General features: G+C 64.9%; 20 protein-coding genes. 16 read left to right on the top strand and 4 right to left on the bottom strand.

What is annotated here, in order from left to right:
- Positions 1 to 677 precede the first annotated feature (677 nt).
- The 12 genes from R4P95_RS28205 to R4P95_RS28150 all read left to right on the top strand — a co-directional run bounded on the left by R4P95_RS28205 (position 678) and on the right by R4P95_RS28150 (position 20,311).
- Positions 678 to 1,442, top strand: coding sequence for a TnsA-like heteromeric transposase endonuclease subunit (locus R4P95_RS28205; protein WP_317747430.1), 765 nt, complete (start codon positions 678 to 680; stop codon positions 1,440 to 1,442).
- Entirely contained in the window at positions 1,439 to 3,520 is a 2,082-nt protein-coding gene (locus R4P95_RS28200; RefSeq protein ID WP_317747429.1) for a Mu transposase C-terminal domain-containing protein, read from the top strand. The genes R4P95_RS28205 and R4P95_RS28200 overlap by 4 nt, the downstream gene beginning before the upstream one ends.
- Positions 3,511 to 4,569 (top strand): TniB family NTP-binding protein, encoded by a 1,059-nt coding sequence (locus R4P95_RS28195; protein WP_397504830.1) that lies wholly within the window; start codon positions 3,511 to 3,513, stop codon positions 4,567 to 4,569. The genes R4P95_RS28200 and R4P95_RS28195 overlap by 10 nt, the downstream gene beginning before the upstream one ends.
- A 59-nt stretch (positions 4,570 to 4,628) precedes the next feature.
- Positions 4,629 to 5,483 carry a TniQ family protein gene (locus R4P95_RS28190; RefSeq protein WP_317747427.1) on the top strand — a complete coding sequence of 285 codons (855 nt, stop codon included), beginning with the start codon at positions 4,629 to 4,631 and terminating at the stop codon, positions 5,481 to 5,483.
- A 352-nt stretch (positions 5,484 to 5,835) separates the two neighbouring features.
- Entirely contained in the window at positions 5,836 to 6,594 is a 759-nt protein-coding gene (locus R4P95_RS28185) for a TnsA-like heteromeric transposase endonuclease subunit (RefSeq protein ID WP_317747426.1), read from the top strand.
- 119 nt (positions 6,595 to 6,713) lie between these two features.
- On the top strand, positions 6,714 to 8,669 hold the full coding sequence (locus R4P95_RS28180) for a Mu transposase C-terminal domain-containing protein (RefSeq protein ID WP_397517774.1): 1,956 nt from the start codon (positions 6,714 to 6,716) through the stop codon (positions 8,667 to 8,669).
- Positions 8,660 to 9,688, top strand: coding sequence for an ATP-binding protein (locus tag R4P95_RS28175; protein ID WP_317747424.1), 1,029 nt, complete (start codon positions 8,660 to 8,662; stop codon positions 9,686 to 9,688). The genes R4P95_RS28180 and R4P95_RS28175 overlap by 10 nt, the downstream gene beginning before the upstream one ends.
- On the top strand, positions 9,685 to 10,674 hold the full coding sequence (locus tag R4P95_RS28170) for a TniQ family protein (protein WP_317747423.1): 990 nt from the start codon (positions 9,685 to 9,687) through the stop codon (positions 10,672 to 10,674). The genes R4P95_RS28175 and R4P95_RS28170 overlap by 4 nt, the downstream gene beginning before the upstream one ends.
- Before the next feature lie 383 nt (positions 10,675 to 11,057).
- Complete coding sequence (gene istA, locus R4P95_RS28165) at positions 11,058 to 12,752, top strand: IS21 family transposase (protein ID WP_082359731.1); 1,695 nt, start codon at positions 11,058 to 11,060, stop codon at positions 12,750 to 12,752.
- Positions 12,749 to 13,561 carry an ATP-binding protein gene (locus R4P95_RS28160; RefSeq protein WP_054246178.1) on the top strand — a complete coding sequence of 271 codons (813 nt, stop codon included), beginning with the start codon at positions 12,749 to 12,751 and terminating at the stop codon, positions 13,559 to 13,561. Before istA ends, R4P95_RS28160 begins: the two co-directional genes overlap by 4 nt.
- 965 nt (positions 13,562 to 14,526) lie before the next feature.
- Positions 14,527 to 16,884, top strand: a complete 2,358-nt coding sequence (locus R4P95_RS28155; RefSeq protein WP_397504829.1) for an FtsK/SpoIIIE domain-containing protein — start codon at positions 14,527 to 14,529, stop codon at positions 16,882 to 16,884.
- Positions 16,885 to 17,434: 550 nt separating this feature from the next.
- Positions 17,435 to 20,311, top strand: coding sequence for a TIR domain-containing protein (locus R4P95_RS28150; protein WP_317840518.1), 2,877 nt, complete (start codon positions 17,435 to 17,437; stop codon positions 20,309 to 20,311).
- Between the two features lie 29 nt (positions 20,312 to 20,340).
- Here the strand turns inward: R4P95_RS28150 and R4P95_RS28145 are convergent, their stop codons facing one another.
- The 3 genes from R4P95_RS28145 to R4P95_RS28135 are packed head-to-tail and all read right to left on the bottom strand — an operon-like array spanning position 20,341 to position 21,474.
- Positions 20,341 to 20,634 (bottom strand): hypothetical protein, encoded by a 294-nt coding sequence (locus R4P95_RS28145; protein WP_317840517.1) that lies wholly within the window; start codon positions 20,632 to 20,634, stop codon positions 20,341 to 20,343.
- Entirely contained in the window at positions 20,631 to 21,104 is a 474-nt protein-coding gene (locus R4P95_RS28140) for a hypothetical protein (RefSeq protein WP_317840516.1), read from the bottom strand. Before R4P95_RS28140 ends, R4P95_RS28145 begins: the two co-directional genes overlap by 4 nt.
- A complete protein-coding gene (locus R4P95_RS28135) occupies positions 21,094 to 21,474 on the bottom strand; it encodes a TIR domain-containing protein (RefSeq protein ID WP_087562104.1) in 381 nt (126 codons plus the stop codon). Before R4P95_RS28135 ends, R4P95_RS28140 begins: the two co-directional genes overlap by 11 nt.
- Positions 21,475 to 21,853: 379 nt before the next feature.
- Here R4P95_RS28135 and R4P95_RS28130 point away from each other — a divergent pair, with 379 nt between their 5' ends.
- A complete protein-coding gene (locus R4P95_RS28130) occupies positions 21,854 to 22,129 on the top strand; it encodes a hypothetical protein (RefSeq protein WP_317840515.1) in 276 nt (91 codons plus the stop codon).
- A gap of 23 nt (positions 22,130 to 22,152) precedes the next feature.
- On the opposite strand, the gene R4P95_RS28125 is transcribed toward R4P95_RS28130, so the two are convergent.
- Positions 22,153 to 22,620, bottom strand: a complete 468-nt coding sequence (locus R4P95_RS28125; RefSeq protein WP_317840514.1) for a helix-turn-helix transcriptional regulator — start codon at positions 22,618 to 22,620, stop codon at positions 22,153 to 22,155.
- Between the two features lie 1,739 nt (positions 22,621 to 24,359).
- On the opposite strand from R4P95_RS28125, the gene R4P95_RS28120 reads away from it, so the two are divergent.
- The 3 genes from R4P95_RS28120 to R4P95_RS28110 all read left to right on the top strand — a co-directional run bounded on the left by R4P95_RS28120 (position 24,360) and on the right by R4P95_RS28110 (position 26,285).
- Positions 24,360 to 24,692, top strand: coding sequence for a hypothetical protein (locus R4P95_RS28120; RefSeq protein WP_317840513.1), 333 nt, complete (start codon positions 24,360 to 24,362; stop codon positions 24,690 to 24,692).
- Positions 24,693 to 24,802: 110 nt separating this feature from the next.
- Positions 24,803 to 25,369, top strand: a complete 567-nt coding sequence (locus tag R4P95_RS28115; RefSeq protein WP_317840512.1) for a hypothetical protein — start codon at positions 24,803 to 24,805, stop codon at positions 25,367 to 25,369.
- Between the two features lie 127 nt (positions 25,370 to 25,496).
- A complete protein-coding gene (locus R4P95_RS28110; protein ID WP_317840511.1) occupies positions 25,497 to 26,285 on the top strand; it encodes an alpha/beta fold hydrolase in 789 nt (262 codons plus the stop codon).

Genomic DNA, 26,285 nt, shown 5'->3' with positions numbered 1-26,285 from the left:
CTGGCGGGGGGTGTTTTCGCGAGGAGGACTTGGCAGGTCCTCCGCTTATGACCTTGGCCGGGCCGTCACTTTTCTGAGGTGAGGTCGAAAGTTGGCGCTTTCGAGAACTCGTGAAACTCGTACTGCAAACCCAGGCCCAGGGTAACTGACTGCTGCCCGGCCGGCAGCGTTACTCGGACTGGCGGAGCAACCATTTCTTCCGCCCCTGCCGCGAGCGAGCGGCGACGCCGAGCTGTTCGTTCAGAGGAGCCCTGCCGGTTGACCCCGTTAACGGATGCCGGCGGTGGCGGGACGGCGTTGGGACGGGTTCGCGATCGTTGTGCGAGACCAGCGAGATCAGTGGCATGGCGCCAAGGACAGGTACGCAAGCGAGGCTCAAGGAGGAACGGATCAACACGCGTGAGATGGGTTGTTGCCTGAGCGGAAGTATACCCCTACGCGGGGGATTCGCTCCATCCATGCTCTCTTCGTTGCGCTGTTTGGAGCGTAAACCACGTGTCAAGGGGCGGTGGTGCAAATCGGGGATTTTGTCCTGTCTCGGCGAAGTTGGCGACGACTCAGTGAATCTGGCGAGTGGGACAGACTATCTGGCGCATGACTCAGTGAATCTGGCGAATCTGGCATGATCACCCGGGCGGTGGGGGCACCGGTGTACCGAGGCGAACGGGTGGTGATGGGTGGCTGACGCGGGAACAGCGCTGCGCGCCGTGTCGGGTGGTGTTTCTGGAGGGGAGCTGCGGGGTTTCGAGGTGGCATTCACGGACCCCGATGGCGACGAGGTGCGTGGGCCGTTGTCGGCGGCTGCGGCTGTGGCGTTCGAGAGGGTTTCACCGGTTCGACGGTTCCCGTCGTATCGGGGGCAGCGCAGCAACCCGGGTTTCTATTACTCGGAGACGACCGGCGCGCATGTGCCGTTCGAGTCATGGCTGGAGCGGGACGAGGCGATGGCGCTGGATTTCGACGAGAATGTGGTGGGGTTTGCTGCGCAACCGTTGTGGCTGTTCTGGTCGGATGGGGTGCGAGCGCGGTCGCATGCGCCGGACTTCTTTGCCCGCATGTCCGGCGGCCGGGGCGTAGTGATCGACTGTCGTCCTGCAGAGCGGATCAAGCCGAGGGATGAGGCCGCTTTCGCCGCGACCGGGCGTGCCTGCGAGCAGATGGGGTGGGGGTATCGACTGGTGACCGGGCATGATCCGGTGTGGTTGGCGAATGTCGTGTGGCTGGCCGGGTATCGACATCGCCGGCACCGGATCGAGCCGACTGTGTCGGCGCTGCTGGCAGCATTCACCGAACCGCGGCCGTTGATCGAGGGAGCCCGCTCGGTGGGTGATCCGATCGCCGTCCTGCCTGCGCTTTATCACCTGCTGTGGTCGAGGGAGCTGGTCGTGGATCTGGCGGTCCGTCTGGAGGGGTGGTCGATCGTGGCGGGGGTGGGCCGATGACGCGGGTGCTCAAGGTCGGTGACCGGGTGGTGTTCGACGATGACGAGTACCAGGTAGCTGGTGTGTCCGGAACGATGGTGCGGCTGGTGAATTCGGGCGGGGAGCCGTTGGCGGTGTCACTGGTGCACCTGGTCGCGTCCGACGGGTTCCGCATCGTCGGAGGGGGCGGTGCGGCGCGATCTCCGGGCGGCTTGGCCGGTCACGGGCTCGATGATCTGCCCCGGGAACAGGCTGAGCTTGCCCGGTTTTGGGAACGTCACCTTGTCGAGTTGGAGACTGGGCTGCCGCCGGGTGGCGCCCCGGATGGCCGACCGCGGCCGGAATACGATCCTGGATCGCGGCCCCTGAGCGAGCGTGAGGCAGCCAAGGCCGCCGAGCTCACTGCCGCCGGGACCCCGACCAGCGTGAGAACCGTGCAGCGGATGCGGGCACGCTACCGATCCGGTGGAGTGCGTGGGCTGGTCGACGGCCGTTCCGCGCGGTCGACGTCGGTCTACGGGCGCACCGATGAGCGGGTGGTGGACGCGATCCGGGACGCGCTGGACGGCGAGACGAGGCGGTCGACCGGCACCCGGGACCGGCTGCGCCTGCGGGTGGAAGCGATCCTGGCCGAACGGCACGGGGACGGGGTGGTGGGGTTGCCGTCGAAGGCGACGTTCAATCGCCTGGTCGCGGCGATGTCCACGGGCCGGCACACCTTCGGTGCCGCCACGACGCGGCGGTCGGCGGCGAATCGGCCGGCCGGACCGTTCACGGCGACGTGGGCGTCGCGTCCGGGCCAGCACGTTCAGATCGACACCACCCCGTTGGATGTGTTGGCGGTGTTCGACGACGGGATCGCGCGGCGGATCGAGCTGACGGCTGGGGTCGATGTCGCGACCCGCACAATCACCGCCGGGGTGTTGCGGCCGATGGGAACGAAGGCCGTGGATGCGTCGTTGCTGCTGGCGCGGATGCTGGTGCCGGAGCCCATGCGCCCGGGTTGGGCGGAGGCGCTGCGGATGTCGGTCTCGCGGCTGCCGCATCGCAGCCTGGCCGATATCGATGCCCGGATGGAGCAGGCCGCGGCGAAACCGGTGATCGTGCCGGAAACGATCGGCTGCGACCGTGGCAAGGTCTTTCTGTCGGAGACGTTCGTGCGGTCCTGTGAGACGCTCGGGATCTCGCTGCAGCCGTCGCATCCGCGCACCCCGACCGACGACAGCGTGATCGAGCGGACGTTCCAGTCGATCAACACCCTGTTCTGCCAGCACGTCGCCGGCTACACCGGCCGGGATGTGACCCGTCGCGGCGCGGCGGTGGAATCGGAGGCGGTGTGGTCACTGGCGCAGCTGCAGGACCTGTTCGACGAGTGGGTGATCCACTGGCAGCGCCGACCACACGAGGGGCTGCTCAGCCCGGACACCGGACGGGCGTGCTCACCCAACGAGATGTATGCGGTGCTGGTCAGCGCCGCCGGTTATCTACCGCTGATGCTGACCGGTGAAGACTATCTCGAACTGTTGCCCTCACACTGGCGCACGATCAACGACTACGGCGTCCGGATCGACCGGCGCACCTACGACGACCGCGCACTCAATCCCTACCGCCGGCAGCATTCCGGTGTCACCGCCCGAGGCGGCGCCTGGGAGGTCCGCTACGACCCCTACGACCTGACCCAAGTGTTCGTCCGCAACCACCATGACGGCGGTTGGATCCGGGCGGCCTGGACGCATCTGCCGATGGTGTCGGCGCCGTTTGCGGACTTCACTTGGCGCCATGCCCGTCAGATCGTCGCCGACTCCGGGCGGACCGAGGAACCGGTGGAGACGGCGGCCGCGCGGGCGTTGGCTGACCTTCTGGACCGCGCGTCAGCGGGCCCAGACACCGAACCGGCGGCCGGGACCAAGGCGGATCGCAAGGTCGCCGCCCGCACCCGAGCAGCGACCCCTCACCGGCCCTCTCCTGAGCCGGTCGATCTGCGCGAGCTCGACGACGATGACGACTTCGACGAGGACGGCGGCGATGACGGCGAGTTGGGCACGGTGATCCCGTTCGGTGTCTTCGACGCCGCAGCGGAGGCGGAGCGGTGGCTGTGACCAGGAGGAGTGAATTCGACCCGCCGCCGGACGCACCGCTCACCACCAAGGAGGGCTGGACGCGTTGGGTCGGCCGCGACCGCACTGCCCCTGAGCTGCGTGAAGACTGCCGCGAGTTGGCACCGCCCGAACGCGCCGACTACGACGACAGCCGGCTGGATTATCACTCCGATCTGATCGTGGTGAACACCCCGACGATTCAGGACATCACGAAGACCGTTCGGCGACTGTTGATCCTCAATCGCCGCCAGATCTCGGCGCGGCGCGGGTTGATCGTCACCGGCGGCGCGGGCACCGGAAAGACCACTGCGTTGACTCAGCTCGGGCTGGCGCATCAGCTTCACACCCGGCTGCGCAATCCGGTTCGGGGGAAACGGATTCCGGTCGTTTACATCACCCTGCCCCCAGCCGCAACCGCACGGATGGTCGCGGTCGAGTTCGCCCGGTTCCTCGGCCTTCCGGTCACCGGCCGCTCCAACCTCACCGATATCACCAACTCCGTCTGCGCGGTCCTCTGCGACGTCGGCTGCGACCTGGTCCTCGTCGACGAGATCCACAACATCTCGCTGACCACCCGCGCGGGCGCGGAAGTCTCCGATCAACTGAAGTACTTCTCCGAACGCATCCCGGCGACATTCGTCTACGCCGGAATCGACGTCGAGCACGCCGGCCTGTTCTCCGGCATCCGCGGCCGCCAGATCGCCAGCCGCTTCGCCACCATCTCCACCCACCCGTTCGCCTACGGCAGCAGCGGGCAGCGCGAACACTGGCGCGCCCTCGTCGTCACCCTCGAACAGGCGCTGCGCCTGCACCAGCACAAATCCGGCACCCTCGCTCGCCAGGGTCAGTACCTTTACCAGCGCACCCACGGGATGCTCGGCAGCCTGTCCCACCTCATCCGCGGCGCCGCCATCGACGCAATCCTCGACGGCAGCGAGAAGATCACCAAAGCCCACCTCGACGCCCAGCGACTCGACCGGGCCGCCAACATCCAGCCGGAGTCCGCGCCGAAGAAGCGTTCACCCAAACGGCGAGGCAGCGTCGCGTGACATCGCGACGGCCCGCGCTAGGCCAAGCACGGCAGTTACCCGTTCCCATCCCACCCGCAATGAACGAGACGATCGAGTCCTACCTGCGTCGCCTCGCCGTCATCAACCACATCAGCTACGAGACGCTGACGGTTCATCTCGGGCTCACCCCCGACCGGCGGGGACCGCGCATCCGGCCCGACAACCTCGCCAGGCTCGTCACGATCACCGGCTACTCGCGCGAACACCTCACTCGCGCACTTCCCCAACTGGCGAACCGGCACACCGACTCGTCCCTCCTCGCCGACTGGCCGAGACCGGCATGCCCAGCCTGCACGAACCGACACCGCGGTGGCCGAGTCACCCGCTACTACCCGTCCTACGTCCACGCCTGCCCGAAACACCGACTCTGGGTCAGCGGCGGCGAATTCCAGCGCGCCCATCGCCGCGACGTGCTCGACATCAGCGGCACACCCGCCGTCCTGGCCGCTCATTCCAAACACCGCCGCCTCGCCCTACAGCGCGGACCACAACCAACCCAATACGCCTTCACCGTCGCCCGCGCATTCTGGAACAACCTCGCCTCCATCCCCACCCACAGCGGCGTCACCGAAAGACTCGGCATCCTCAAACCGGTTACGCGACCTGTCATCGCCCTCGACGACCTCGAATACCTGGCCGCCAGCTACCCCAACGTCGTCAACATCGCCGCACTACTCGCCTCGCCGCACTGGCGTCAGGTCGCCTCCAGGCAGCAAACCTGCACCCGATTCCTCACCGAGCTCGGATGGCGGACATCCGGCGAACGGCATCCCTACTGGCCACGCCACAACAGCGACCCCATCGCACAATGGATCGACCGTCTCACCCACGCCAGCATCGACTGGCCCAAGCGCCGACCACCCCGAAACTTCTACGCGCCTCAAATACTCTGAGTCACGAAGCCACCCATCAGCCCGACCGGAATGGGCCGACTGCCGTCCCGACCGACGCAACGAACAACACAGCACCAGTTCCACGCTCGCCAGATTCTTTGAGTCACCGGCCACCGCGGCGACTCAATGAACATGGCGAACAGCAGGTGAGAGACTCGGTCATCTCGCCAGATTCACTGAGCCAGGACAGATTTGTCCTGACTCAGTACAGTACATCTGATGCCGACTCAGCAGATCTGATACGTGTCCTCGCTCAGTGTTTCTGTCGGAATTCCACTGAAGTTGCTGCATTGTCCGCGACACGCTCACATAGTTGTCGGACTTCGGAGCTCTGCGCTTCTACTCTGTGAGAATGCCGGTCCCCACCGCGGTGTCACGTCAGCGGGCCGGCGGCGAGACGATCACCTATCTCCCCGCCGTCGGGGACACCACGCTCTCGGTGACGACGGATGAGCTGTGGACGATCGAGTTCAGCCGTGTTCGGCCGGTCCGTGGGTGCCCGTCGTTCAAGGGTAAGAAGAGTTTCAGCGGGGAATGGTGGTGTGCCACCACGCATCGTCACGTGACGTTCGAGTCGTGGGTGGAGCGGGATTTCCTCATCGACGCGGATTTCGATGCCCAGGTCTGCGGGATCGCCGCGCAACCGTTCCGACTCGAATACTCGGGTGCTGGCGAGCGGCGTCGGGCACACACGCCGGATTTCTTCCTGCGGTCGGTGAGCGGTGAGGGCATCGTCGTCGATGTGCGCCCGGACGATCGGATCGGGCCCGACGATGCGATTGCGTTCGATGCCACCGCGCAGATGTGCGACAAGGTCGGCTGGGTCTACCACCGGGTCGGCGAGCAGCCGCCGGTACGGGCAGCGAACCTCCGCTGGCTCGCCGGGTACCGGCACGATCGAGCCGCCGACGACGACATCGCGGATGCGCTCGTCGCCGCCGTGTCCGGCACGGGCGGCATGCCGATCCACGCGGCGGCGGACGCGGTCGGAGACCGCGTTATCGTGGTGCCGACTCTGTTTCATCTTTTGTGGCGCCAGCGGCTGCACTCCGACCTCTCCCGTCGGCCGTTGATGCTCGACACCGTCGTCACCGCCGGCGGCGCGCCGTGACCGCGTCGGCCCACCTCCGTCTCGGTGACTTCCTGCAGTTCGGTGGCACGCCCTACGAGCTGGTCGGGATCGACGGACACGCCGCGATGCTCGCCACCTCCGACGGCCGCACCACGGCGATGAAGGTCACTGCGCTGCTGAATGATCCGACATTCGAGTCCATCTCGTCGGCGCATCGACGCCGACCCCTCGCGCCCCTGTACTTCGACGCATTGCCCCCACGGATACGCGAGCGCGCGCTGTGGCTCGAGGCTCACGTCACCGAGGTGCTCGACGGGATCCCGATCACCGAGGGCGGCGCCGGACGTGCTCCGCGCCCCGAGTACGACATCACCCGCACCACGCTCCGGCAGCGCGAACTCGCCAAGATCGGCGAACTCGCACGATCGGAACGTCCGATGTCGTTGGAGGTGTTCCAACGCTACCGGCGCCGTTATGCGGCCACCGGACTCGAGGCGCTGATCGACAAGCGCCCGGTGCGTCGGACCTCGCCGACCGGCCGGGTCGACGACCGCTACGTCGATGCCCTGCGTCACGCGCTCGCGGCGAACACCACCGCCTCCACCGGCACGGCCACCCGATTGAAACGGGCCGTCGACCAGGCCGTCCGCGCCGAACACGGCGACGAGACGGTGCCCATTCCCTCCCAGCAGACGTTTAACAGGCTCTTGGGGCGGCTGCGGGAAGCCCGCCACGCGACTGGCTCGGCCCGCACCCGCCGGAGCCTCGCCCACCAGCCCGAAGGTCCATTCGGGACCGTGGTGGCTACCCGGCCCGGTGAGTGGATGCAGATCGACTCCACGCCGTTCGACGTCGCGATCCGTCTCGACGAGGAGGTGAACGGGCGCGTCGAGCTAACCGGACTCGTCGACGTCGCGACCCGCACGATCGCCGCGGCGGTGCTGCGCCCGACGACCCGAGCGGTGGACGCGTCCCTGCTGCTAGCGAAGGCGATGACCCCCGAGCCGATGCGCCCTGGCTGGCCACAGGCGGTGTCGATGGCCTATTCCGCGCTGCCGTACCAGGTGATGCGCCAGGTCGACGCCCGACTCGAGAACGCCGCGACGCGCCCGGTGATCGTGCCCGAAACCATCGTCTACGACCACGGCAGCGTCTACCTGTCGTCGACGTTCCACAGCGCCTGCCGCACCTTCGGGATCAATGCGCAGCCCGCGCACGAGGACACTCCCACCGACAAACCGATCGTCGAACGCACCCTTGAATCGGTGAAAACCCTCTTCGCCCAGTACATTACCGGTTATCTTGGGGATTCGGTCGAACACCGCGGCGTCGATCCCGACCAGCAGGCGGTGTTCTCCCTGATCGAGATGCAGGACCTGCTCGACGAATGGATTGTCACCTCCTGGCAGAACCGTCCCCACGACGGCCTGCGCGACCCGCTGAACCCGCAGCGGGTGCTGACCCCTAACGAGAAGTACGCCGCGCTGCTCACCGTCGCCGGCTACGTGCCGGTCCCGCTGTCACCTGATGACTACATCGCGCTGTTGCCGTCGACACCCCGGGTGATCAACTCCTACGGCATCAAGATCAACCACCGGATCTACGACAGCGACGAACTCAACCGCTACCGCGGCCAGCTCTCGGGACCCACCGCCTTGGGCACGCGGTGGGAGGTGCACTACGACCCGTACGACGTCACCCGCGTCTGGGTGCGCAACCACCACGACGGCGGGTTCCTCCTCGCCTACTGGCGGCACCTGCACGCCACGCCGCAGCCGTTCGGCGACGCCGCATGGGAGCACGCCCGCAGGATCGTCACCGAACGCGGCGAAACGACACCGTCGGAGACCACGATCAAGGCCGCCGTCGACGACCTGCTCGACCGGGCCGGCCCGACACCCCCAACGCGTTCCAGCAGCGAACGGCGCACCAAGACCGCAAAGGATCGGCGGGTGGCCGCCCGCACCCGAGCGGCCGGCGGCGCACCGACACCGATCCCTGACACCTCGCCGCCGGCGGCGACGATGTTCGCGCCCGAAGACGACGAAGACCTCACCGACGTCGTCCCGCTGCCCGTCTTCGACGCCGCCAAGGAGTCCCGCACATGGTGGTGAGCGCAGCGGCGGACGAGGAACAGCTCGATCCCCGTCAGGTTCCCTCGGTCACCCTGGACGGGTGGCGCGCCTTCGTCGACGCCACACCCGCCACCTGCACCCTCCTCGACACCCACACCCGGGACGCGCTCTCTCCTGCACAGCGGACGGCATACGACGACCGGCGCATCGCCTATCACTCGGAACTGGTGATCATCGAAACGTCCACTGTCCGCCACCTCACCCACCAGGGCCGGATACTGACCCTGCTCAACCAACGTGAATGCGGCGCCCGTCGCGGGATGATCGTCTCCGGACCGTGGGCCAGCGGCAAGACGACCGGAATCAAGCTGCTCGGCAAGGTTCACGAACAGAACGTCCGCCGCAAATACCCGGACCAGGACCGTATCCCCGTCGTCTACATCACCACCCCACCGAAAGGTTCCCCCCGCAAACTCGCCTCCGAGTTCGCGTATTTCCTCGGCCTCCCCGACAGATCACGCCACAACACCACCGACATCGCCGATTCCGTCTGCCGGGTACTCACCGAAGCCCGCACCGACCTGGTCATCGTCGACGAGATCCACAACCTGAACCTGGCCACGAGCGTCGGCGAGGACATGTCCGATCACCTGAAGTACTTCACCGAACACATGCCCGCCACCTTCGTCTACGCCGGCATCAACGTCGAACGCTCCGGCCTGTTCACCGGGGTGCGCGGCCAGCAGATCTCCGCCCGCTCGGTGCTGGTGCGCACCGGTCCCTTCACCTACGACAGCGAATGGAAAGCCCTCGTCGCCTCCCTCGAAACCGCGCTGCGCCTCTACGACCACACGCCCGGCACACTGACCCGCAACGCGAAATACCTGCACCAACGCACCGGCGGATCGATCAGCAGCCTCTCTCACCTGATCCGCGTCGCCGCGATCAGCGTGATCCTCTCCGGTGACGAGGCCATCACCCGCGGCGCCCTCGACGACACCATCATCGACCATGCCGCCGAGACCGCGACCGCCCACCGCGCCGCCGCCGGCACATGATGCCCCCGGCGACCCGCCACTACCGCGCGCGCTGTCTGCCCCGTCGCGTCGTCCCTTTCCCCAGCGAGCAGCTGTCGAGTTACCTACACCGACTGAGCGAGGCAAACGGACTGCCGGGCAGCGAGTTCGACAAGCACATCACCCACGTCGCCATCCCCGACCGAGAAACCGTCCACGACCTCACGGGCCTGCCGGAGCGCACCTTGATCTTTGCCCTCCCCGAACTGCGCGCCCCCGACGACCTCGCCACCTACCGGGCACTGCTGGGCCGTCCGATGACGGTCGGCTCATCGCACTACTGCCCGTCCTGCGCAGGAATGCACGGACGGGCCCGGCCCGTGCGTGTGTGGGCAACCCACGAGCAGGTACTGTGCCGGCGACATCGGATCTGGACCGGCGGACCGGTACTGACAGGTGAGAACCGAGGGCCACCAATCGGAATCGCGTCACTGCCCGATGTTCTTGCGGCGCACCGCCGCCACCAGCGGCTGATCGTGCGGTTCGGCCGCGAACAGGTCCGTCACGCGTTCGAGGATGCGTCCTACCTCGTCCACGAGTGGCACACCAGACTGGCGTGGCCGTTCCGGGCCATCCACGCCCGGTGGGCCGTCCTCGAACCGAACCCAGGGCGGTGGTATCTGACTTCGGCGATCTGCCGTATCGCCGAATACCCCGTGACCGTCGCGCTGACCACTGTCCTCGCCGACCCTGCATGGCGAAAACGGCTGCTGCACATGGACGCGGTGGACCAGTACGATGCGATCGGCTCTCTCACGGAGACCGTCACCGAGGGCGCCGTCCCGGGCGGTGTGTTCGATCGGCTGCTCATACGACGCCTCGAGCAGCGTCGCCTCGCCCCGCCCCGACCCGCCGAAACCGTCATTCGTCCCGGCGAAATCCCGAACCACATCCCGGTCTCGACTTCTGGCCGTCGCGGTCACAGCAGGGAGGGGCCGAGCAACTTCACGCCGACGACCGATAGTTAACCAGCAACGACATCCGCGCCTTCCTGCGAGATGGATTCGATGAACCCCGACAACTATCTCGAGCGACCGGCTCCATCATCGCTCAAAATAATTGTTGCACTGCAGTTCAGAGCCTTGGCTCCCGACAACTATCTCGAGCGAGGACAATACGGCTGGCGGTCTATCTGATGCGGGTCCCCCAGGTCACGGCCGACGTCCTCGTGCGTCGGACTATCGGCTGTCGCCTGCCATGAGCATGGGACCGTCTTGACCTGATTTCTGCCACCCTCATGGGACCACTCGGATTGCCAGTCATGGGACCACCCGGCGCGTCGCGCCGAAGTCCCGTCGGATCGCTCGTTTGATCGTCGTGTCGGTATCCCCGGTCACGAAGGCGGACGGGCATGGCGTTTCGGGAGGTCAATGTGAACGAAGTCAAGGAAGTGCTCCGGATCTGGCTCGGGGTGCCCGGGTCCCGGCCGCCGGGATTGCGCACGATTGCGGCGCACTGCGGGGTGGACCGCAAAACGGCCCGCCGATACATCGAGGCCGCCCAGGCAGCGGGGCTGCAGCGCGGCGACTGTGTCGACGCCCTCGACGATGGGCTGATCGGCGCGGTGATCGAGGCGGTGCGCCCGGCCCGCCCGAGCGGACACGGCGCCGCCTGGGACCAGCTGCTGGGGTTCGAGGACCAGATTCGGGCGTGGGTCGCGGGCGACGGGCCGCATCCACCCCTGACGATCACCAAGATCGAAACACTGCTGGCCCGTCAGGGCTGTGTGGTGCCGTATCGGACGTTGCACCGATTCGCCACCGAGCGCTGCGGTTTCGGCCGCAAGGACACCACCGTCCGCATCGTCGACGGCGATCCCGGCAGCGAATGCCAGATCGACTTCGGCTACCTGGGATACCTGACCGACCCGGACACCGGGCGGCGCCGCAAGGTGCACGCACTGATCTTCACCGCCGTGTACTCGCGGCACATGTTCGTGTGGCTGACGTACTCGCAGACCCTGGCGGCGGTGATCGCTGGCTGCGAAGCGGCGTGGACCTTCTTCGGCGGTGTGTTCAAGGTCCTCATCCCCGACAACCTGAGACCGGTTGTGACCGACGCGGACGCGGTCAACCCGCGGCTGTCGCAGGGTTGGCTGGACTACTCCCAGCACACCGGGTTCGTGACGGACCCGGCCCGGATCCGATCACCGAAGGACAAACCCAGGGTCGAAAGGGCCGTTCAGTATGTGCGCGGAAACTACTGGGCCGGTGAGGAATTTGCAGATCTAGCGGAGGCGCAACAGCGTGCCGAGGCATGGTGCCGTGACACCGCGGGGATGCGGACCCACGGCACTACCGCCGCCCGCCCGCTCGAGGTGTTCGACGAGGACGAGGCACCGATGCTGCTGCCCGTCCCGCCGGTTTACGACGTGCCGATCTTCAAACAGGTCAAGGTGCACCGCGACTTTCATGCCGAGGTCGCCAAGGCGCTGTATTCGATACCGGGACAGTGGATCGGCAGTGTGCTCGAGGTGCGGGCGGACAGTGCGCTGGTGAAGTTCTACGCCCGCGGAAACCTGGTGAAGGTGCACCCGCGCCAGCCCGCCGGTGGGCGCAGCACCGACCCGGAGGATCTGCCCACCGAGAAGATCGGGTATGCGATGCGCGATCTGGACCGGCTGATCGGCGCCTGCGCCGGGCACGGCCGCGCCGTCGGGATCTACGCCGAAAGACTGCTCGACGATCCGTTGCCCTGGATCCGGATGCGGGCGGTCTACCGGCTGCTCGGGCTGGTCCGCCGCTACGGGCCCGACCCGGTCGAAGCTGCGTGCAGCACGGCGCTGGATCTGGACGTGGTGTCGGTGAGCAAGATCGCCTCGATGCTCGAACGCGCCACCGAGACCACCACGCCGCTGCTGCCAGCCGCCGGATCGGCGGCACCGTCCCGTTTCACCCGCGACCCCGCCGAGTTCGCCACCGACAGGACCGGCCCCGCCACATCTGGGACCACCGTCGCCACTGCCGGGACCGGCGTCGCCACCGAGAGGACCGGGCATCTGACGGTGATCGCCGGGGGCAACACCGACACGAAGGAGACACGATGACCACCCCACCCGCCCCCACGGGGCCGGTCGATCCGATCGGCGCCGACCTGATCGCCCTTCTCAAGGCCCTCAAGCTCGGCGCCCTCAAGGACACCCTGCCCGAGCGACTGGCGCTGGCCCGCCAGCACCAACTCAGCCACGTCGCGTTCCTGGAACTGCTCCTCGCCGATGAGGTGTCCCGGCGGGAATCACGCTCGGCGACTTTGCGGTCGGCAAAGGCCGGTCTGGATCAGTCGATGCGAATCGACACCTGGAACGCCCTCGACGACCTCCGCTACGACCGATCCCTGCTCTCGGATCTGGTGTCGCTGCGGTTCGCCGAGGCCGGCCACTCGGTCCTTGTTCTGGGACCGGTCGGGGTCGGAAAAACGCACCTGGCGACCGCCCTCGGGCACGTGGCGATCCGGCGGCGGATGACGGTGCTCTGCGCCCGCGCCGACAAGCTGTTCGCCCGTCTGCGCGCCGCCCGGCTCGACAACTCGGTCGAGGCGGAGATGCGGCGCATCGCCACCGTCGATCTCCTGGTCCTCGACGATTTTGCGCTTCGGCCCCTGGACGCGACCGAGACCAACGACTTCTACGAGTTGGTCGTGGAGCGCCATCGCCGCAAGGCGACGATCGTCTCCTCAAATAGGTCCCCAGATGAGTGGCTGTCGATGACCACCGATGCCCTGCTCGCGCAGTCGGCGATCGACCGGCTCACCTCCGCGGCGCACACCCTCGTCATCGAGGGCCCGTCCTACCGGCAACGCACCCGTCCGGGGCATGGCGCGGTTGACAGTTCAGAAGGCGAGGTCGATGCTCGATGACACCTTCGGGTGGTCCCATGCTCGTGGCAACGAGGTGGTCCCATCACCCTGGCAAGCGACAATCGGCCGAGTGCAATCGGTCAGGCGGCACGCCAAACAGATTCCACGCGCATCAGATTCAATGAGCCGGAGTCGAACATTGCGACTCAGACAATCTGACGCACCGCAGGTCGGAGCGTCGTTGCGGCATCAGTTTCACTGAGTCGGGACAGGATTGCCGTACCGGCATGGCGGTGTCGCAAGGTCGGGTCATGTCCTGTGACAGTTGATCGTCCGCTTTGTCAGTGAATCTTGCTCGTTCTCGTGTTTCTGCCAGTACAGTTTGCTCCTTTCGAGATCACTTCATCTGCGAGGGGGAGCCTGGCGGCCAGGGCGCTCTCGCCAACAGCGCAACCCACCTGGCGCGATCGGCCTCACTGCGCTCAATTGGGATGCCCGAGCAACCGACTGCTCCGAACGATGTTCAAGCAACATCCAATGGCGAAACCCTCCGGATCCCTCCGGTTCAACAGCAGCGTTGACCAGGTCCCCGTTCGCCACTAAAAATTGCTCACCCCAGGTCCAGGCGTCGGCTTCAAGGACGATTCGCTGGCACAGGACAGGTCAATGGGATGAGGATGGGACGCCTCCCAGAGGACTCCACCATGAGGCGATCAGCACACCGCTTCCAGATGTGGAGCGAGCACGGACCAGAAAACTTGGCCAGCGCGTGTCACACAAGCTCCCTTACCGAGATCTTCCTCCGAGTAGGAGAGATCAATCAGCGGCGAGGTGGTGTGCTCGCTCGCGCAGGAGGGAGCAGCGTGAAAATGCGAACTGATCAGCGAACTGCGAACGCAAGGTGGCCGCGGCACGGATCGGCAGTTGGATACGCCGAGTCAGGAAGTACGAATCGGCGAGCGGAAGGCCATCGCAGTGCCGGCACGCTCGATCTCCGCGCCGACTGGTGAAGGGGAGGCCTGGCGATGACAACCACCACACCTCCGCAGCAAATTGGTGCGCGGTTCGCACGCTCTCCCCGAATCAGTTCCTTGCCGCCGCGGCCGCACACCTGGCTTCGCGACAGTTTCTGCTTGGGTACCACCGCGGTTGGTGCCAGCGCCGCCGCTCCGCTGTTCGGATACAGCGCCCTCGCGATGCCCGCCGCGGCGGGCTTGTCGATCGCTGCCGTCTACGCCGGAGTAGCCGGCAAACGTAAGCAGCTTCGCGATGTCGACGTCGACGAGGTGATCGAAAGGCTGTGCCCGATCGTGGGACTGCCGGAGGCCACCCGGGCGGTGCTGTCGACGTCGAAATGGAGTCGTGGATGGCCGGGACTTCCGGGGAAACTCATCGTGCACTACGACTCGACACAGGCACTGAATGACGAGACGTGGCTCGCTGATATCTGCGGGGTCTTCGAAGATCAAGGGTGGGGTTTCTTCGAACTCGACAAGCACGACCCCGCCCGCCGGCGCCTGATCTTCACGCCTGCTGCCGAGCCGGAACGAGAAGTCTCCGACACCGACCAGGTTGTGCGCGCGAAGCGGATCATCGCCCAGCTGTTGGGCCCGACCGCGACCGTAACCGCGATCGACGTCGCCGCCGAAACCGGCGAAGTGACCTCAATGGAAGTACGTCACGAACTTGGTCCGAAACTGGAATCGGATGGCTACCGGACCCGCGTCGAACGAGGAATGAGTGCGACGTTGCCCGGTCGCTGGCGAGCACGGTGGAACCTTGAAACGGATTGGGTTCGATTCGAGCAACGCACAGCATTCCCGGACAGCGTCTGGTTGCCGGCGCCGGACCTCGATCCCGGTGCCGATCTCTTGGCCAGTTACGACTCGGTGGAAATTCCGTACGGAATCGACGAAGACGGCAACGAGGTTGTGTGGCGGCCGGCGATCGACCCGAACCTGATGCTGATCGGCCCACCCGGAAGCGGTAAGACCGTGACCGCACACAATCTGTTGGTCAACTTCTCGCGACGTGGATGGCCGATCTGGGTCCTCGACGGCAAGTACGTCGAATTCCTGGGATTCCAGGACTGGCCCAACGTACAAGTCGTCGCGACGACCATCGAGCAGCAAGTGGCGTTGGTCCACCGCGCCCGCGATCTCATGGAGTTCCGCTACCAGAAGATCGTTACCGGCGAGGCGACAGAAGCGGACTTCGAACCAGTACTGGTCTTTCTCGACGAATGGGCGGAGTTCCGCGGCAACGTCGAAGATTGGTACTCCAGGGTCAAACCGAAGGGCGGCGCCCGACAGCCACCGGTGCTCAACATGCTTGCGTCGATGGCACGCAAGGCCCGCACCTCGCGAGTGCATCTGGTCTTCGGAACTCAGCGTCCCGACGCGCAGTACTTCCTCGGCGACATGCGTGACAACTTCGCCATGCGTATCTCCATGGGCCGGCTCTCACCACAAGGGGCGCTCATGATGTGGCAATCACCGACGATCGGTACCAGCGTGCCCCGCAAGTGCCGCGGCCGCGGCACCACCGTCACCGACAACTATCAGCCCATCGAGATCCAGTGCTACCGCGTACCCGACCCGCGCAAGACGCGCGCCGGCACCTTCGAGTCCGATCTGCTCGACACCCTCCGACCCTCGATAACACGCCATCCGCGATTGCTGATCGTCCCGCCGGACGAACTTCCGGACATCGACGCCACCGATGACACGTCCGAACCGGCGCCGCTAACGTACTTCGACTACATCGAGGCCGAATGGGTACTGGCCAGCGACCGGCCCGACCTCGATCCGGTACTCAGAAGAGCGAAGATGACCCACGAAACCGATCGGCGTCTCGCGTCACCGACGGCGCTTCTCGGGCTACTCGGGGGCCGCGCCGAGCCCACCAACGAAGCGACGGTAGAGCTCGACGACTACCGCACCCCGACAGCCGCCGGCGCGACCGATGCCGCCTCGTTCCTCGATCAGCTCTCTGCTCCACAACTCGGTGAATCCTCCGCCGCGCGAGGGGAGTCCTCACGCGCTCGACTAGCCCTGGTCAAAGAACGGGCAGCAACCGAACCAGAGATACCGGCGGACGGCGGAGCCGAGGGCTTCGACATACCGGACGATTCACCTGACACCTACGAGGACCAGTACGGGTCGGTCCGCGATGTTCGCGCTGCCGATGTCGCACTCGGAGACCTGTTGCTGATGGAGGACATCGACGAATGGGTCGTCGTAGACACCGATCCCGAACCGGACATCATCGAAGACTCATTGCTGTCACTGACCTGGCGCAGCGACACCGATGAGTACGGCGACCTCGCCTTACCTGACAGTTCCTACGTATCAATCCGCAAACCCATCCAGATATCAGGCTGAAGGGGGTTCAGCGAATATCTCGGCCGACCGACAACTTAGAGCAGCGAACCATTGGTGACACCGGCACAGACGGGGGAGCACGATCGAATGAACCGACCAGTCTTTCCTGTGAAGAAGGTGGAACCGATGGTTGACCTGGCAGTTGGATCGAAGATGGCGGTTCTCGGAAGGTGTGGAGGAGGCCAAGAGGGTGTTCGCCTTCGCTCGGCGGGGCGGCGACCAACCTCGTCCCCTTCCTCCCGTCCACCCCCGCAACGACGACATTAACTGTCCGGCCCCGACGATATTCCGAGCGGCGCACCGCAACGGATTGCCGCATTCAAGTCGATAGCGGCCAGGGAATTACAGGCAGTACTTCGAGGACAGAAGCGAGCGATGCTGCGGGAAATATCTAACACCGGCACGCCCCCAAAGTCAGTGTGACTTCTTGTTCTTCTTCACTCGGTCAACGGTCGGACTGGGGTCGAGAAGCCCTGGTGCTTCCTCGTTGGGAGTAAGGGAAGGTCGTACGATGACCGTAAATCGGGTGACACCCAAACGGACTCGGACAGTGAGGCGTTCGGCTTTACCGACACCGCCGCGGAGCCGAGAGACCGAACACCTAGGGGAGTTCGACTACGACGCCTTCATCTCCTACACCCACCATGATCGGCCTGTTGCTGCTGGTATTCAGAAAGGCTTGCACCGTATCGGTCGGAAATTGGGCCGATTGAATGCTCTACGGGTGTTTCGTGATGCCACGGACGTCACCGCCAGCCCCGACTTGTGGGGCAAGGTCTGTGAGGCGATGGATCGTTCCCGCTACTTGATTGTGGTGCTTTCCCCGGACTCGGTGGCCTCCGTCTGGGTCAACAAGGAGGTCACGTACTGGCTCCAGCAGCGAGGGCCGGATCAGTTGATGTTTGTCGTGGTTGCTGGCCACCTCACGTGGGATGAAACGACTGGCAGGTTTGATCCGGACAAGTCCGATGTTGCTCTCCCCGTGCTGACGCAACCGGGCGCCCTTGCCGCTGAGCCCTTTTACGTCGATGTCACTGAGGATTCGCCGTGGGATCCCCAGACAGCGATCTTCCGCGAGAAGGTAACGGACCTGGCCGCCCCCATCCATGGCAAGCCTAAGTACGAACTGGCGAGCGATGATCTGCGAGAGTTGCGCCGGTACCGCCGTGTGCGGCGCGTCGCGGTCGCTGGTCTCGTTGTACTGACCGTCATCGCTCTTATCGCTGCAGCGGTCGCGATCGTTCAACGACAGTCCGCGATCGATCAGCGGCAAGAGGCAATACACCAGCGCAATCAGGCGATAGCTCTCGCATTGGCGGCCGAGTCGCAGTCCATGCTCGCTGGCATCCGTCCCAGCGATGCCCGCGGGCTGCAACAGGTGCTCGCCGCCCAGGCCCTCGCGCCGAGTTCGAATGAGGGCGCCCTCCTTGATGCTGTGATCGCTCGCCGCTACCTACTCAAGGTTATCGAGCCGGTTGGACGTCCGACGAATGCGGTATTCAGTCCGGATGGGAGGCGCATAGTCTCCGGCAGTAACGACAAGAGCGTGCGCCAGTGGGACATTGCCACCGGCCTGCAGATCGGTTCGGCGATGACCGGACACCAGGGGATTGTGGGCAGCGTGGCGTTCAGTCAGGATGGGAGGCGCATAGTCTCCGGCAGTAACGACAAGAGCGTGCGTCAGTGGGACGTCGCCACCGGGCTACAGATCGGTTCGGCGATGACCGGACACCAGGGTTTGGTGTACGACGTGGCGTTCAGCCCTGATGGGAAGCGCATAGTCTCCAGCGGTGAGGAGTACATCACGGGTCAGGGTCCGTATGACCCAGACACCAAAGACGCCGTGCGTCAGTGGGACGTAGCCACCGGCCGGCAGATCGGCCCGGCGATGCGCTGGGGGGGCGGGAGTGTGGCGTTCAGTCCGGACGGGCAACAAATCGTCGGAGCTGCTGGCCGCACGGTGCGTCAGTGGGACGTTGCCACCGGCAACGCGGTAGCCCTTCCAGTGCCCGGGCGCCAAGGACCAGGTTGGAGCGCGAAACTTAGCCCAGACGGGCAACGCGCCCTCGGAACTGACGACGTAGATACGAGGGACGAACGGTCGGTGCAGCTTTCGAATACGGCGGTGCGGGTGTGGGATACGGCTACCGGTCAGCCTGTTGGTCCACCGATGGTGCATCAGGAGCCAGTAACCAATTTCGCGTTTAGTCCGGATGGGAAGCGCATAGTCTCCGGCAGCCGCGACCGTACCGTGCGGATTTGGGACGCGGCCACCGGCGAGCAGATCGGCCCAGCCATGATTGGGCACGGAGACTCGGTGGGGGGTCTGGCGTTCAGCCCGGGTGGGGAGCGCGTCGTCTCGACGAGTTACAACGACCGCACAGTGCCTGTATGGGATGCAACACCCGAGCCGATGGGTGTACCCATGACCGGGCACCAGGGACCGGTAGATGCTGTTGCATTCAGCCCGGACGGGCGTCGTGTTGTCTCCGGCGGTAGTGACGACACCGTGCGGGTGTGGGATCCGGCCACCGGCCAGCAGATCGGTCCATCGATGACCGGGCAACCGGAATCGGTGACCAGCGTGGCGTTCAGCCCGGATGGTCGCCGTATTGGCTCTGGCAGTTACAAAGGCATGCAGATGTGGGATGCGACCACTGGCCAGCAGATCGGTCCACAGGTGGCCCGCTCTCCCAAAATCGCATTTAGCCCCGATGGGCAAACCTTCGTCTCCGGCGGGGTCGACGGCACGGTTCGAGTGTTGGGCGCGACTACCGGTCAGCAGGTTGGCCCGACGATGACCGGACACGAGAATGAGGTGACCGGTGTGGCGTTCAGTCGGGACGGTCAGCGCATTGTCTCGGGTAGTTATGACGGCACTGTGCGGGTGTGGGACGCGACTACCGGAGCGCAGATCGGCCCGCCGATGGCTGAACACGCTGGCCAGGTGTGGAGCGTGGCGTTCAGCCCAGATGGCCAGCGCGTTGTTTCCGGCAGCCGAGACAACACGGTGCGGGTATCGGACGCCACGACGGGTGAGCAGATCGGTCCGACGATGGTTGGGCATCAGGAGAGGGTGGTAGGGGTGACGTTCACCGCGGACGGTAACCGCATCGTCTCGGGGAGCTGGGACGGAACCGTGCGCGTCTGGGATGCGACCACTAGTCAACCAATCGGCCCACCGATGACCGGACACGCGGGAGCGGTGACGAGCGTCGCGATCACCTCTGATTCTCGCAAAATTGTCTCCGGTGGCGTGGATGGCACCCTTCGGGTCTGGCCCGGCCCCGAGACATGGCCAGAGGAATTGTGCGCCAAGCTCACTTACAACATCAGCCACCAACAATGGGACGACTGGGTCTCGCCAGACGTTGACTATATGGAGGTATGCCCCGGCCTTCCGGTCGCGCCCGATGGTTCTCGTTAAGCAGGAGCGGAAGTCCGCCTCGTGAACCCCTACTCGTGAGCTAATTGTGACGAGACCTTTCGGATCGCGTCGAGAAAGGGAGCGTCTTCGCTCTGCTTTTCCTCGGAGAGTTCGTCAAAAGGGACGATCGCTGGGTGCTCGGGTTTTTGAGTGATCATCCATACGGACCAGGCGTTATGGACGTCTGCGAGCCTGGTGTTTATGCCTTGTCCGAGAGCGAGGATCGCGTACAGCCGGTAGAGGTCGGCGCCGTGTGTGTCCGGCCTGTAGGAAGGATCGAGCGTGTCTTCGATCATCGCGGCTACGCGGTCGATGTAGTTCACGTCCGGGCCGCCAACACGAGTACTGCGAGGTTCATCGCGGCGAAGATGCCTGGAACAACCCGTTCAACAGTTCCGAGTTCGGCGTAACGCGGCCTCCACCTCTCCACGTGGTCCGATTTCAGGGACTTCCACTCGTCCGAGAATATTCGGATTGTCATGTGCTCGCCCTCGATGCTGTTGATGACATCGAACTTTGCCTTGTTGAGCTGCCGGTAGCTGCGGAGTTGGAGCCACCATACGAGTGCGACGACGATCCCGAGTATCGACAGGATCGATGCGCGTCCTTCCCCGAGAGCGGGGCCGTTGTCCGAAACCTGTAGCAGTGCGGGTACACCAAGGATCAAGGTCTCAAGAGAGAGATAGAACTGGTTCGCCAGACCTCGCCGTGCCGATACCCGGTCCGCCATCTCCACTGCGAGCTTGTATACATCGAGAAGCTCTGAGGGAGGGAGACTATCGCTACCGGGCACCGTTGATCAAGGCTTTCAAATTGGGCCATGTCCAGTTGTAGAGCTTGTCGGTCGATAGTGCGGCCGATGGCTTGAGCGAGCCTGTCTGATAGCCGGCGAGGAGGAAGTAAGGTGTTCCTTCCTCACGCGTGATTCTCATCTCGACGTCGATACCCGTGGCGCTGCTGGTATTCCTTCCGCACAACACGATCACCTGATCCGCTCTCCGGATCCGACTCCGAGCATCGTCGCGCCATCCGGGACTTGCTGTCTTGATGGACCAGTCCGCCACCTCGAACGGCGAGTCATCGTGTCGGGCCTGCCCGATTAGTAGATCCTTCAGTCGCGCGTCGTTGTCGTAGTCGAAGCTGACGAACACATCCACTGCCATGCCGCAGTATCCCCTCTTCCATTCATCCGCCGCCCGTACATACGCGTGGCGTCCTGGAGCCTACGAACCTGCGGCCCGGCCTGTCTACGCGGGCGGTCGAGTCGTACGAGTGGTCGCGGTGCAGGGGTCTTCCCTCCGTGTTTTCCCTCCGCCGCTTCCCCCAGTCTTCTTGGGATGAGTGGCACGGGAACTCATGTATCTGGGCATTTCGAAAAAGATGCCTACGTCTGTCACTCAAGGCTGCTCGATCGGATCTTCCTCCTGATAGAAGCCCATTTCAGGAGGAGATTTTTCTATGCACCCGACTCAGCCGCAGCGGTCCGTTCAACCTGTACAGAGTGCCGCAGGCCTTTCTGACCAGGATCAACTTTCTTTGTTGATGGTGGCCCCATTGATTCTGGGCCTCCTTGTCGCGGCTCTTCCAGCGATGTCGACCAAGGCAACTGCGTGGCTGCTCGCTCACGATCTCATCGTTGCGGCCTCGGCATCACCGCTGGTGACTATCCCTGGCACGGAAGGTGCCGGCCTCGACTTCCGCCGGCTGATCATCGTCGCGGCAGTTCTGGTGCTCGCTGCGACTCTGGCTCTCAGCGGAGCGCGGCGCTCGCTCGATCGTCGCCGGCAGCAGCGGTTGCGCCGCGGGGACAGTGCATGAGTACGGGGGTGATTGTTGCCGAGCTATCGAGAAGGAAGCGGTCGATTCCGTGCGCGGAGGAATGCGTCGCGGATTGTGCGTTCTTCCAGGTGCAGAGCCTCAGCGATTGCTGTGGCGTGTCGATCGGACAGGCTTCCTTCGCCCCGCTCGATTCGGCCGATGGTGGTGGTGCTGAGTCCGGTTCGGTTTGCGACGTGTTTCTGCGTCAATCCCGCAAGATTCCGCAGGTCGGCGATGGTCCGACTGTCTTCCGGGACGACGACGAGGCGGTCGAGGGGTATTCCCAGCTTTTCGGCGGCCCGGGCGAGGTGGTCGGGCTGAGGGTGCGTTCGCGAGGTTTCCCAGTTGTGGATGGTGGTCGGGTCGACGCCTATTGCGCGGGAAAGGTCGCCGCGCGTAATTCCGGCAGTAGTGCGCGCGTCTTCGAGGGCCTGGGGCTTGAAGCCGTTCAGGGGCGCTCTCACTGCGATTTTCCGTTCATCGCTGGACATCCTATTGAAGATGTAGATACCATTGTTGTATACCGGGTTTAAATGCCAGTGGTAAATGCGATGCGGTGCAGCGCTGACGATCACTCGCTGAACTCGAACCCGGTGCGCTCGAGTACGAACAGTTCCCACGTACATGCGGCCTGACCAGCCGCTAAACGGAAAAGAGCATCCGATGACGACTACCGTTTCAGCTGCCCCACCCTTGTCTCAGACTTCTGCGCATCGACGCGACGCACGCTCGTCCGTATGCGCCGCTCAGCTAGCTAGACTGAATGCAGCCGGATTCCCCGCCCGGTCTGCTTTGCCCAGTCGCGACGACGGGTGGTTCCAGACATCGCGACAGTCGGGTTTAGGGGGACGTGACGGGCAGGCTTGGACACCTGCCCGTCACGTCGATACATCTGTCGACACGGTCGATGTGCGCTACCACATCAATGCCCTGATGTGCGCTGGCATGACGACCGCTCTGATCGCTGACCTGGCCTCTGTGCCGGTCGCGATAGTCCGGTCGCTGAGGAGCACTTCGACTCGCACGACCACCTCCGCCATCGCGGACGCGATCCTCTCGATCACTTTTCACCCGAGCAGTGGGCGTGATCTGACCCCAGCAGTGGGGGCTCGCCGCCGACTGCGCGCACTCAACGCCATGGGCTACGGCGATCCGAGCCTCGCTCACCGGTTGAACGTCGAGGTCGACGTCGTCACCTCGATGCCGGAAAAAGGTCTCATCCCGAGCGAGCTGTGGGAAGCGGTCGACGAGATCTACGACGAGCTTTCCATGCGCCCCGGACCTGACGCCGACCTCCGTGAACAAGCACGCGCAGAAGGACTGGTGCCGCCTCTCGGATGGGACGACGACGAGATCGACAATCCTAAGGCGCGTAGTCACCAGCGCGAGCGGGCCACGGGAGCGGTCGCGGCCGACGAGGTCGTCATCGTTCGTCGCCTGAGCGGCGAACAAGTCCCCATGCGCAACTGCGAACGACGAGAAATCATTCGGATGGCCTACGAGCAGCGCTGGTCACCGAGCCTCCTCGCGGACAAGCTCGCCATCAAGTACGACTCGGCCGTGACGGAGCTGAGCCGGTACCGCCGAGCTCTCGTCCAGACGGACGTCGCCGGTTCCGATTCCACGGCGGAGACGTCGACCCCGACCGACGCGCCTACGGGGGAGCGTGGAACGGGCGAGACTGCCGCAGTCGCTGCCGCGGCCGATCTGACAGACGCACCCGATTCTGACTCTCCGCGAGAAGCAGCAGCTACGTCGGATGCCGCCGAGTCACAGTCACCCGCCGGCTCCAGGGTGAACGCGCCTGCGCGGGCTTCCGCCAACCGAGTGAGTGCGATCAGGCGCCGCTGGACCGGCGCCTTCACGGCAAGCACACAGTTCCACGAGGCAACGATCGACTGTGCTCGTTCAGCGCCGGAAGGTGGGGTGCCAGGGAGCTGGCCGATAGCCCGGCGCTCGAAGCTATGGCGGCCGGCCTGCCGGTCGGGTTCAACGAGAGCTGAGGTGCCGAGCAGAATTGGCCTGACTCAGATGAGCGATGGCGGCTGTCGTCGGGGTCGCACCCCTTCGCGTCAACGATGGCATCGCCTCGCCGAACAGGCATCGGCACCCCGACCCGGTCGACCAGGCAGGCCTTGTTCCAGTTCGCTGATACCTGTTGACGCCGGCGATCGTGTGAGGCATTGCTGTGCACCCCAGATCACGACCTTTTTGAAGGAGACCAGACCCGATGGCCCTCATAGAAATCCCCGAGGACTTCCACACGGCGTTCATTGCGGCCGCCCACGACGCGAACGATCACAACGACCTTGACCTCGCCGTTGACGAGGACCGCACATACATCGCCCTCAGCAACCTCTGCCCTGGATTCGTCCCGGCTCTTCGGCTCATCACCCGCGGTGAGCATGAAGCCACGGTCGAAATCTGGGCCATCGTCGACCACCAACGAGACGACGGCAGCTGGGAGCGCACCGAGGGGGTCGATGCCACCACTGCGGTCGACCTCGCCGATCCAACCGACGCTGCCAAGCGCGCCGTCGAGTGCTGGTTGACAACGCTCTGACCTCGGTCGTGCACGCTCCGCAGTGCGGCGTTTGGCAATTACCACAACAAGTTTCAACCCTGCGCTTGACCCTCACGTCCCTTTCGGGACACGGAGACGGGAAACGGATCATGCGTGAGTCATTTTCTTCCGCTCTCAACGAGATCTCGGTCGTCGATGCAGTGATGCAGCTGGCGTCCGGAACCGTTGAACTCGCGCTCGACGACGCGCCGGAGTTCGCTCGCTGGTGCTGGTTCGCCGACGTGCTCGACTCAGACTGGGGCTTGACCGGCAGGCTCCCGGCCGCCGGCGACGATGTACTCCACGAACTCAAGCGCGTCGCCGGTATGTGCCGAACATCGGAAACGAAGGCGCTCAGCCCCGACGCGTGGCGCGCGGCGTACGAGGCCACGGAGAGATTGGCCCACGGCTCGGCCGTAACCAGTTCAGAGGCCGCCTATCTGGCACTTTCGGCGGCGAACGACATCGCACTCGAATGCCTCGACGAAACGCACCCCGAGTTCACAGTCGCGATAGCACTGGCATTCGAGGCCCTCGCCGCCTGTGCAGGGGACTCCGCGGTAGCGCGATGCTGGATCGCCCGCGCTCAATGGACGAACCGAACGCACCCAGTCGCGGGCGGCCCCCGAACAGAGAAGCCCCACCGATCACGGATACTCGACAGAACGCGTCGATAGTCTCCGCAGGTTGTGGCGAGAGGGTCTTGTTGAGAGTGAGCGGCAACCTCTGAAAGGGGCACTGGCAACAGCGCTCCTTGAGGATCGCCTGGACCAGGGATAGTCACCTCACCCTAGGATCGGCTACGTGCCGACAGTGACAACGCCCGACGCCGACATTTTTTACACCGACAGTGGGGGAGAGGGGCCTGTACTTCTACTCGGGCACGGGTTCTTCATGGACTCATCCATGTTCGCGCCCCAGGTGCGCGATCTATCCCCGGACCTCCGGGTTGTGACCTGGGATGCGCGCCGCCACGGAAAGACCACCGATGCGGGTATGCCGTTCACATACTGGGACCTCGCACGTGACGCCCTCGCCGTCCTCGACGACCTCGGCGTCGAGAAGGCAATCATCGGGGGCATGTCCCAGGGCGGCTATACCGCGCTGCGCACAGCACTCCTCGCACCGGAGCGTACGACGGCTCTGATCTTGCTCGACACGGAAGCCTCAGCCTGTACTCCTGAGCAGAAGTCCGGATACCGCGTCCTGTTCGATCAGTGGTGCAGCACAGAGCCACTCGAACCGCTCACCAGCGCACTTGCCCCCCAATTGATCGGTGGAGAACCTGCGGATTGGACGTCGTGGATCAGCAAATGGAACAGCAGCGATCGCATGGCTGTCCGGCCAGCCGCGGAGTGCCTTATAGAACGCGACGACGTCGTGGACCGACTCTCCGACATTGACGTTCCGGCGTTGATCATCCGTGGGGAAAATGACCTGTCAGCGCCCGCAGAGAAGGCGGACGAGCTCAAAGCAGGTCTTCCCGGTGCTGCGCCAGTTGTCACGATCCCGGTGGCCGGCCATGCCGCAAACTGGACACACCCCGAGCCGGTCAACGCGGCGATCGCTGCGTTCGTCAAGGCGCTCCGCTAG

Source organism: Rhodococcus sp. IEGM 27 (genome assembly GCF_033142305.1).
Taxonomy (GTDB): Bacteria; Actinomycetota; Actinomycetes; order Mycobacteriales; family Mycobacteriaceae; genus Rhodococcus_F; species Rhodococcus_F oxybenzonivorans.
The sequence above is the reverse complement of the archived record's forward strand: the minus strand, read 5'-3'. Positions and strand labels throughout refer to the sequence as shown.

Bases quoted from the DNA above. Each gene is read 5' to 3' on its own strand.
- R4P95_RS28130 (WP_317840515.1), top strand. From the start codon at position 21,854: ATGGTGGCCCCATTGATTCTGGGCCTCCTTGTCGCGGCTCTTCCAGCG.
- R4P95_RS28125 (WP_317840514.1), bottom strand. From the start codon at position 22,620: ATGTCCAGCGATGAACGGAAAATCGCAGTGAGAGCGCCCCTGAACGGC.
- R4P95_RS28135 (WP_087562104.1), bottom strand. From the start codon at position 21,474: ATGGCAGTGGATGTGTTCGTCAGCTTCGACTACGACAACGACGCGCGA.
- R4P95_RS28190 (WP_317747427.1), top strand. From the start codon at position 4,629: ATGAACGAGACGATCGAGTCCTACCTGCGTCGCCTCGCCGTCATCAAC.
- R4P95_RS28185 (WP_317747426.1), top strand. From the start codon at position 5,836: ATGCCGGTCCCCACCGCGGTGTCACGTCAGCGGGCCGGCGGCGAGACG.
- R4P95_RS28115 (WP_317840512.1), top strand. From the start codon at position 24,803: ATGCGTGAGTCATTTTCTTCCGCTCTCAACGAGATCTCGGTCGTCGAT.
- R4P95_RS28180 (WP_397517774.1), top strand. From the start codon at position 6,714: ATGAAGGTCACTGCGCTGCTGAATGATCCGACATTCGAGTCCATCTCG.
- R4P95_RS28155 (WP_397504829.1), top strand. From the start codon at position 14,527: ATGACAACCACCACACCTCCGCAGCAAATTGGTGCGCGGTTCGCACGC.
- R4P95_RS28175 (WP_317747424.1), top strand. From the start codon at position 8,660: ATGGTGGTGAGCGCAGCGGCGGACGAGGAACAGCTCGATCCCCGTCAG.
- R4P95_RS28120 (WP_317840513.1), top strand. From the start codon at position 24,360: ATGGCCCTCATAGAAATCCCCGAGGACTTCCACACGGCGTTCATTGCG.
- R4P95_RS28160 (WP_054246178.1), top strand. From the start codon at position 12,749: ATGACCACCCCACCCGCCCCCACGGGGCCGGTCGATCCGATCGGCGCC.
- istA (WP_082359731.1), top strand. From the start codon at position 11,058: ATGGCGTTTCGGGAGGTCAATGTGAACGAAGTCAAGGAAGTGCTCCGG.
- R4P95_RS28170 (WP_317747423.1), top strand. From the start codon at position 9,685: ATGATGCCCCCGGCGACCCGCCACTACCGCGCGCGCTGTCTGCCCCGT.
- R4P95_RS28200 (WP_317747429.1), top strand. From the start codon at position 1,439: ATGACGCGGGTGCTCAAGGTCGGTGACCGGGTGGTGTTCGACGATGAC.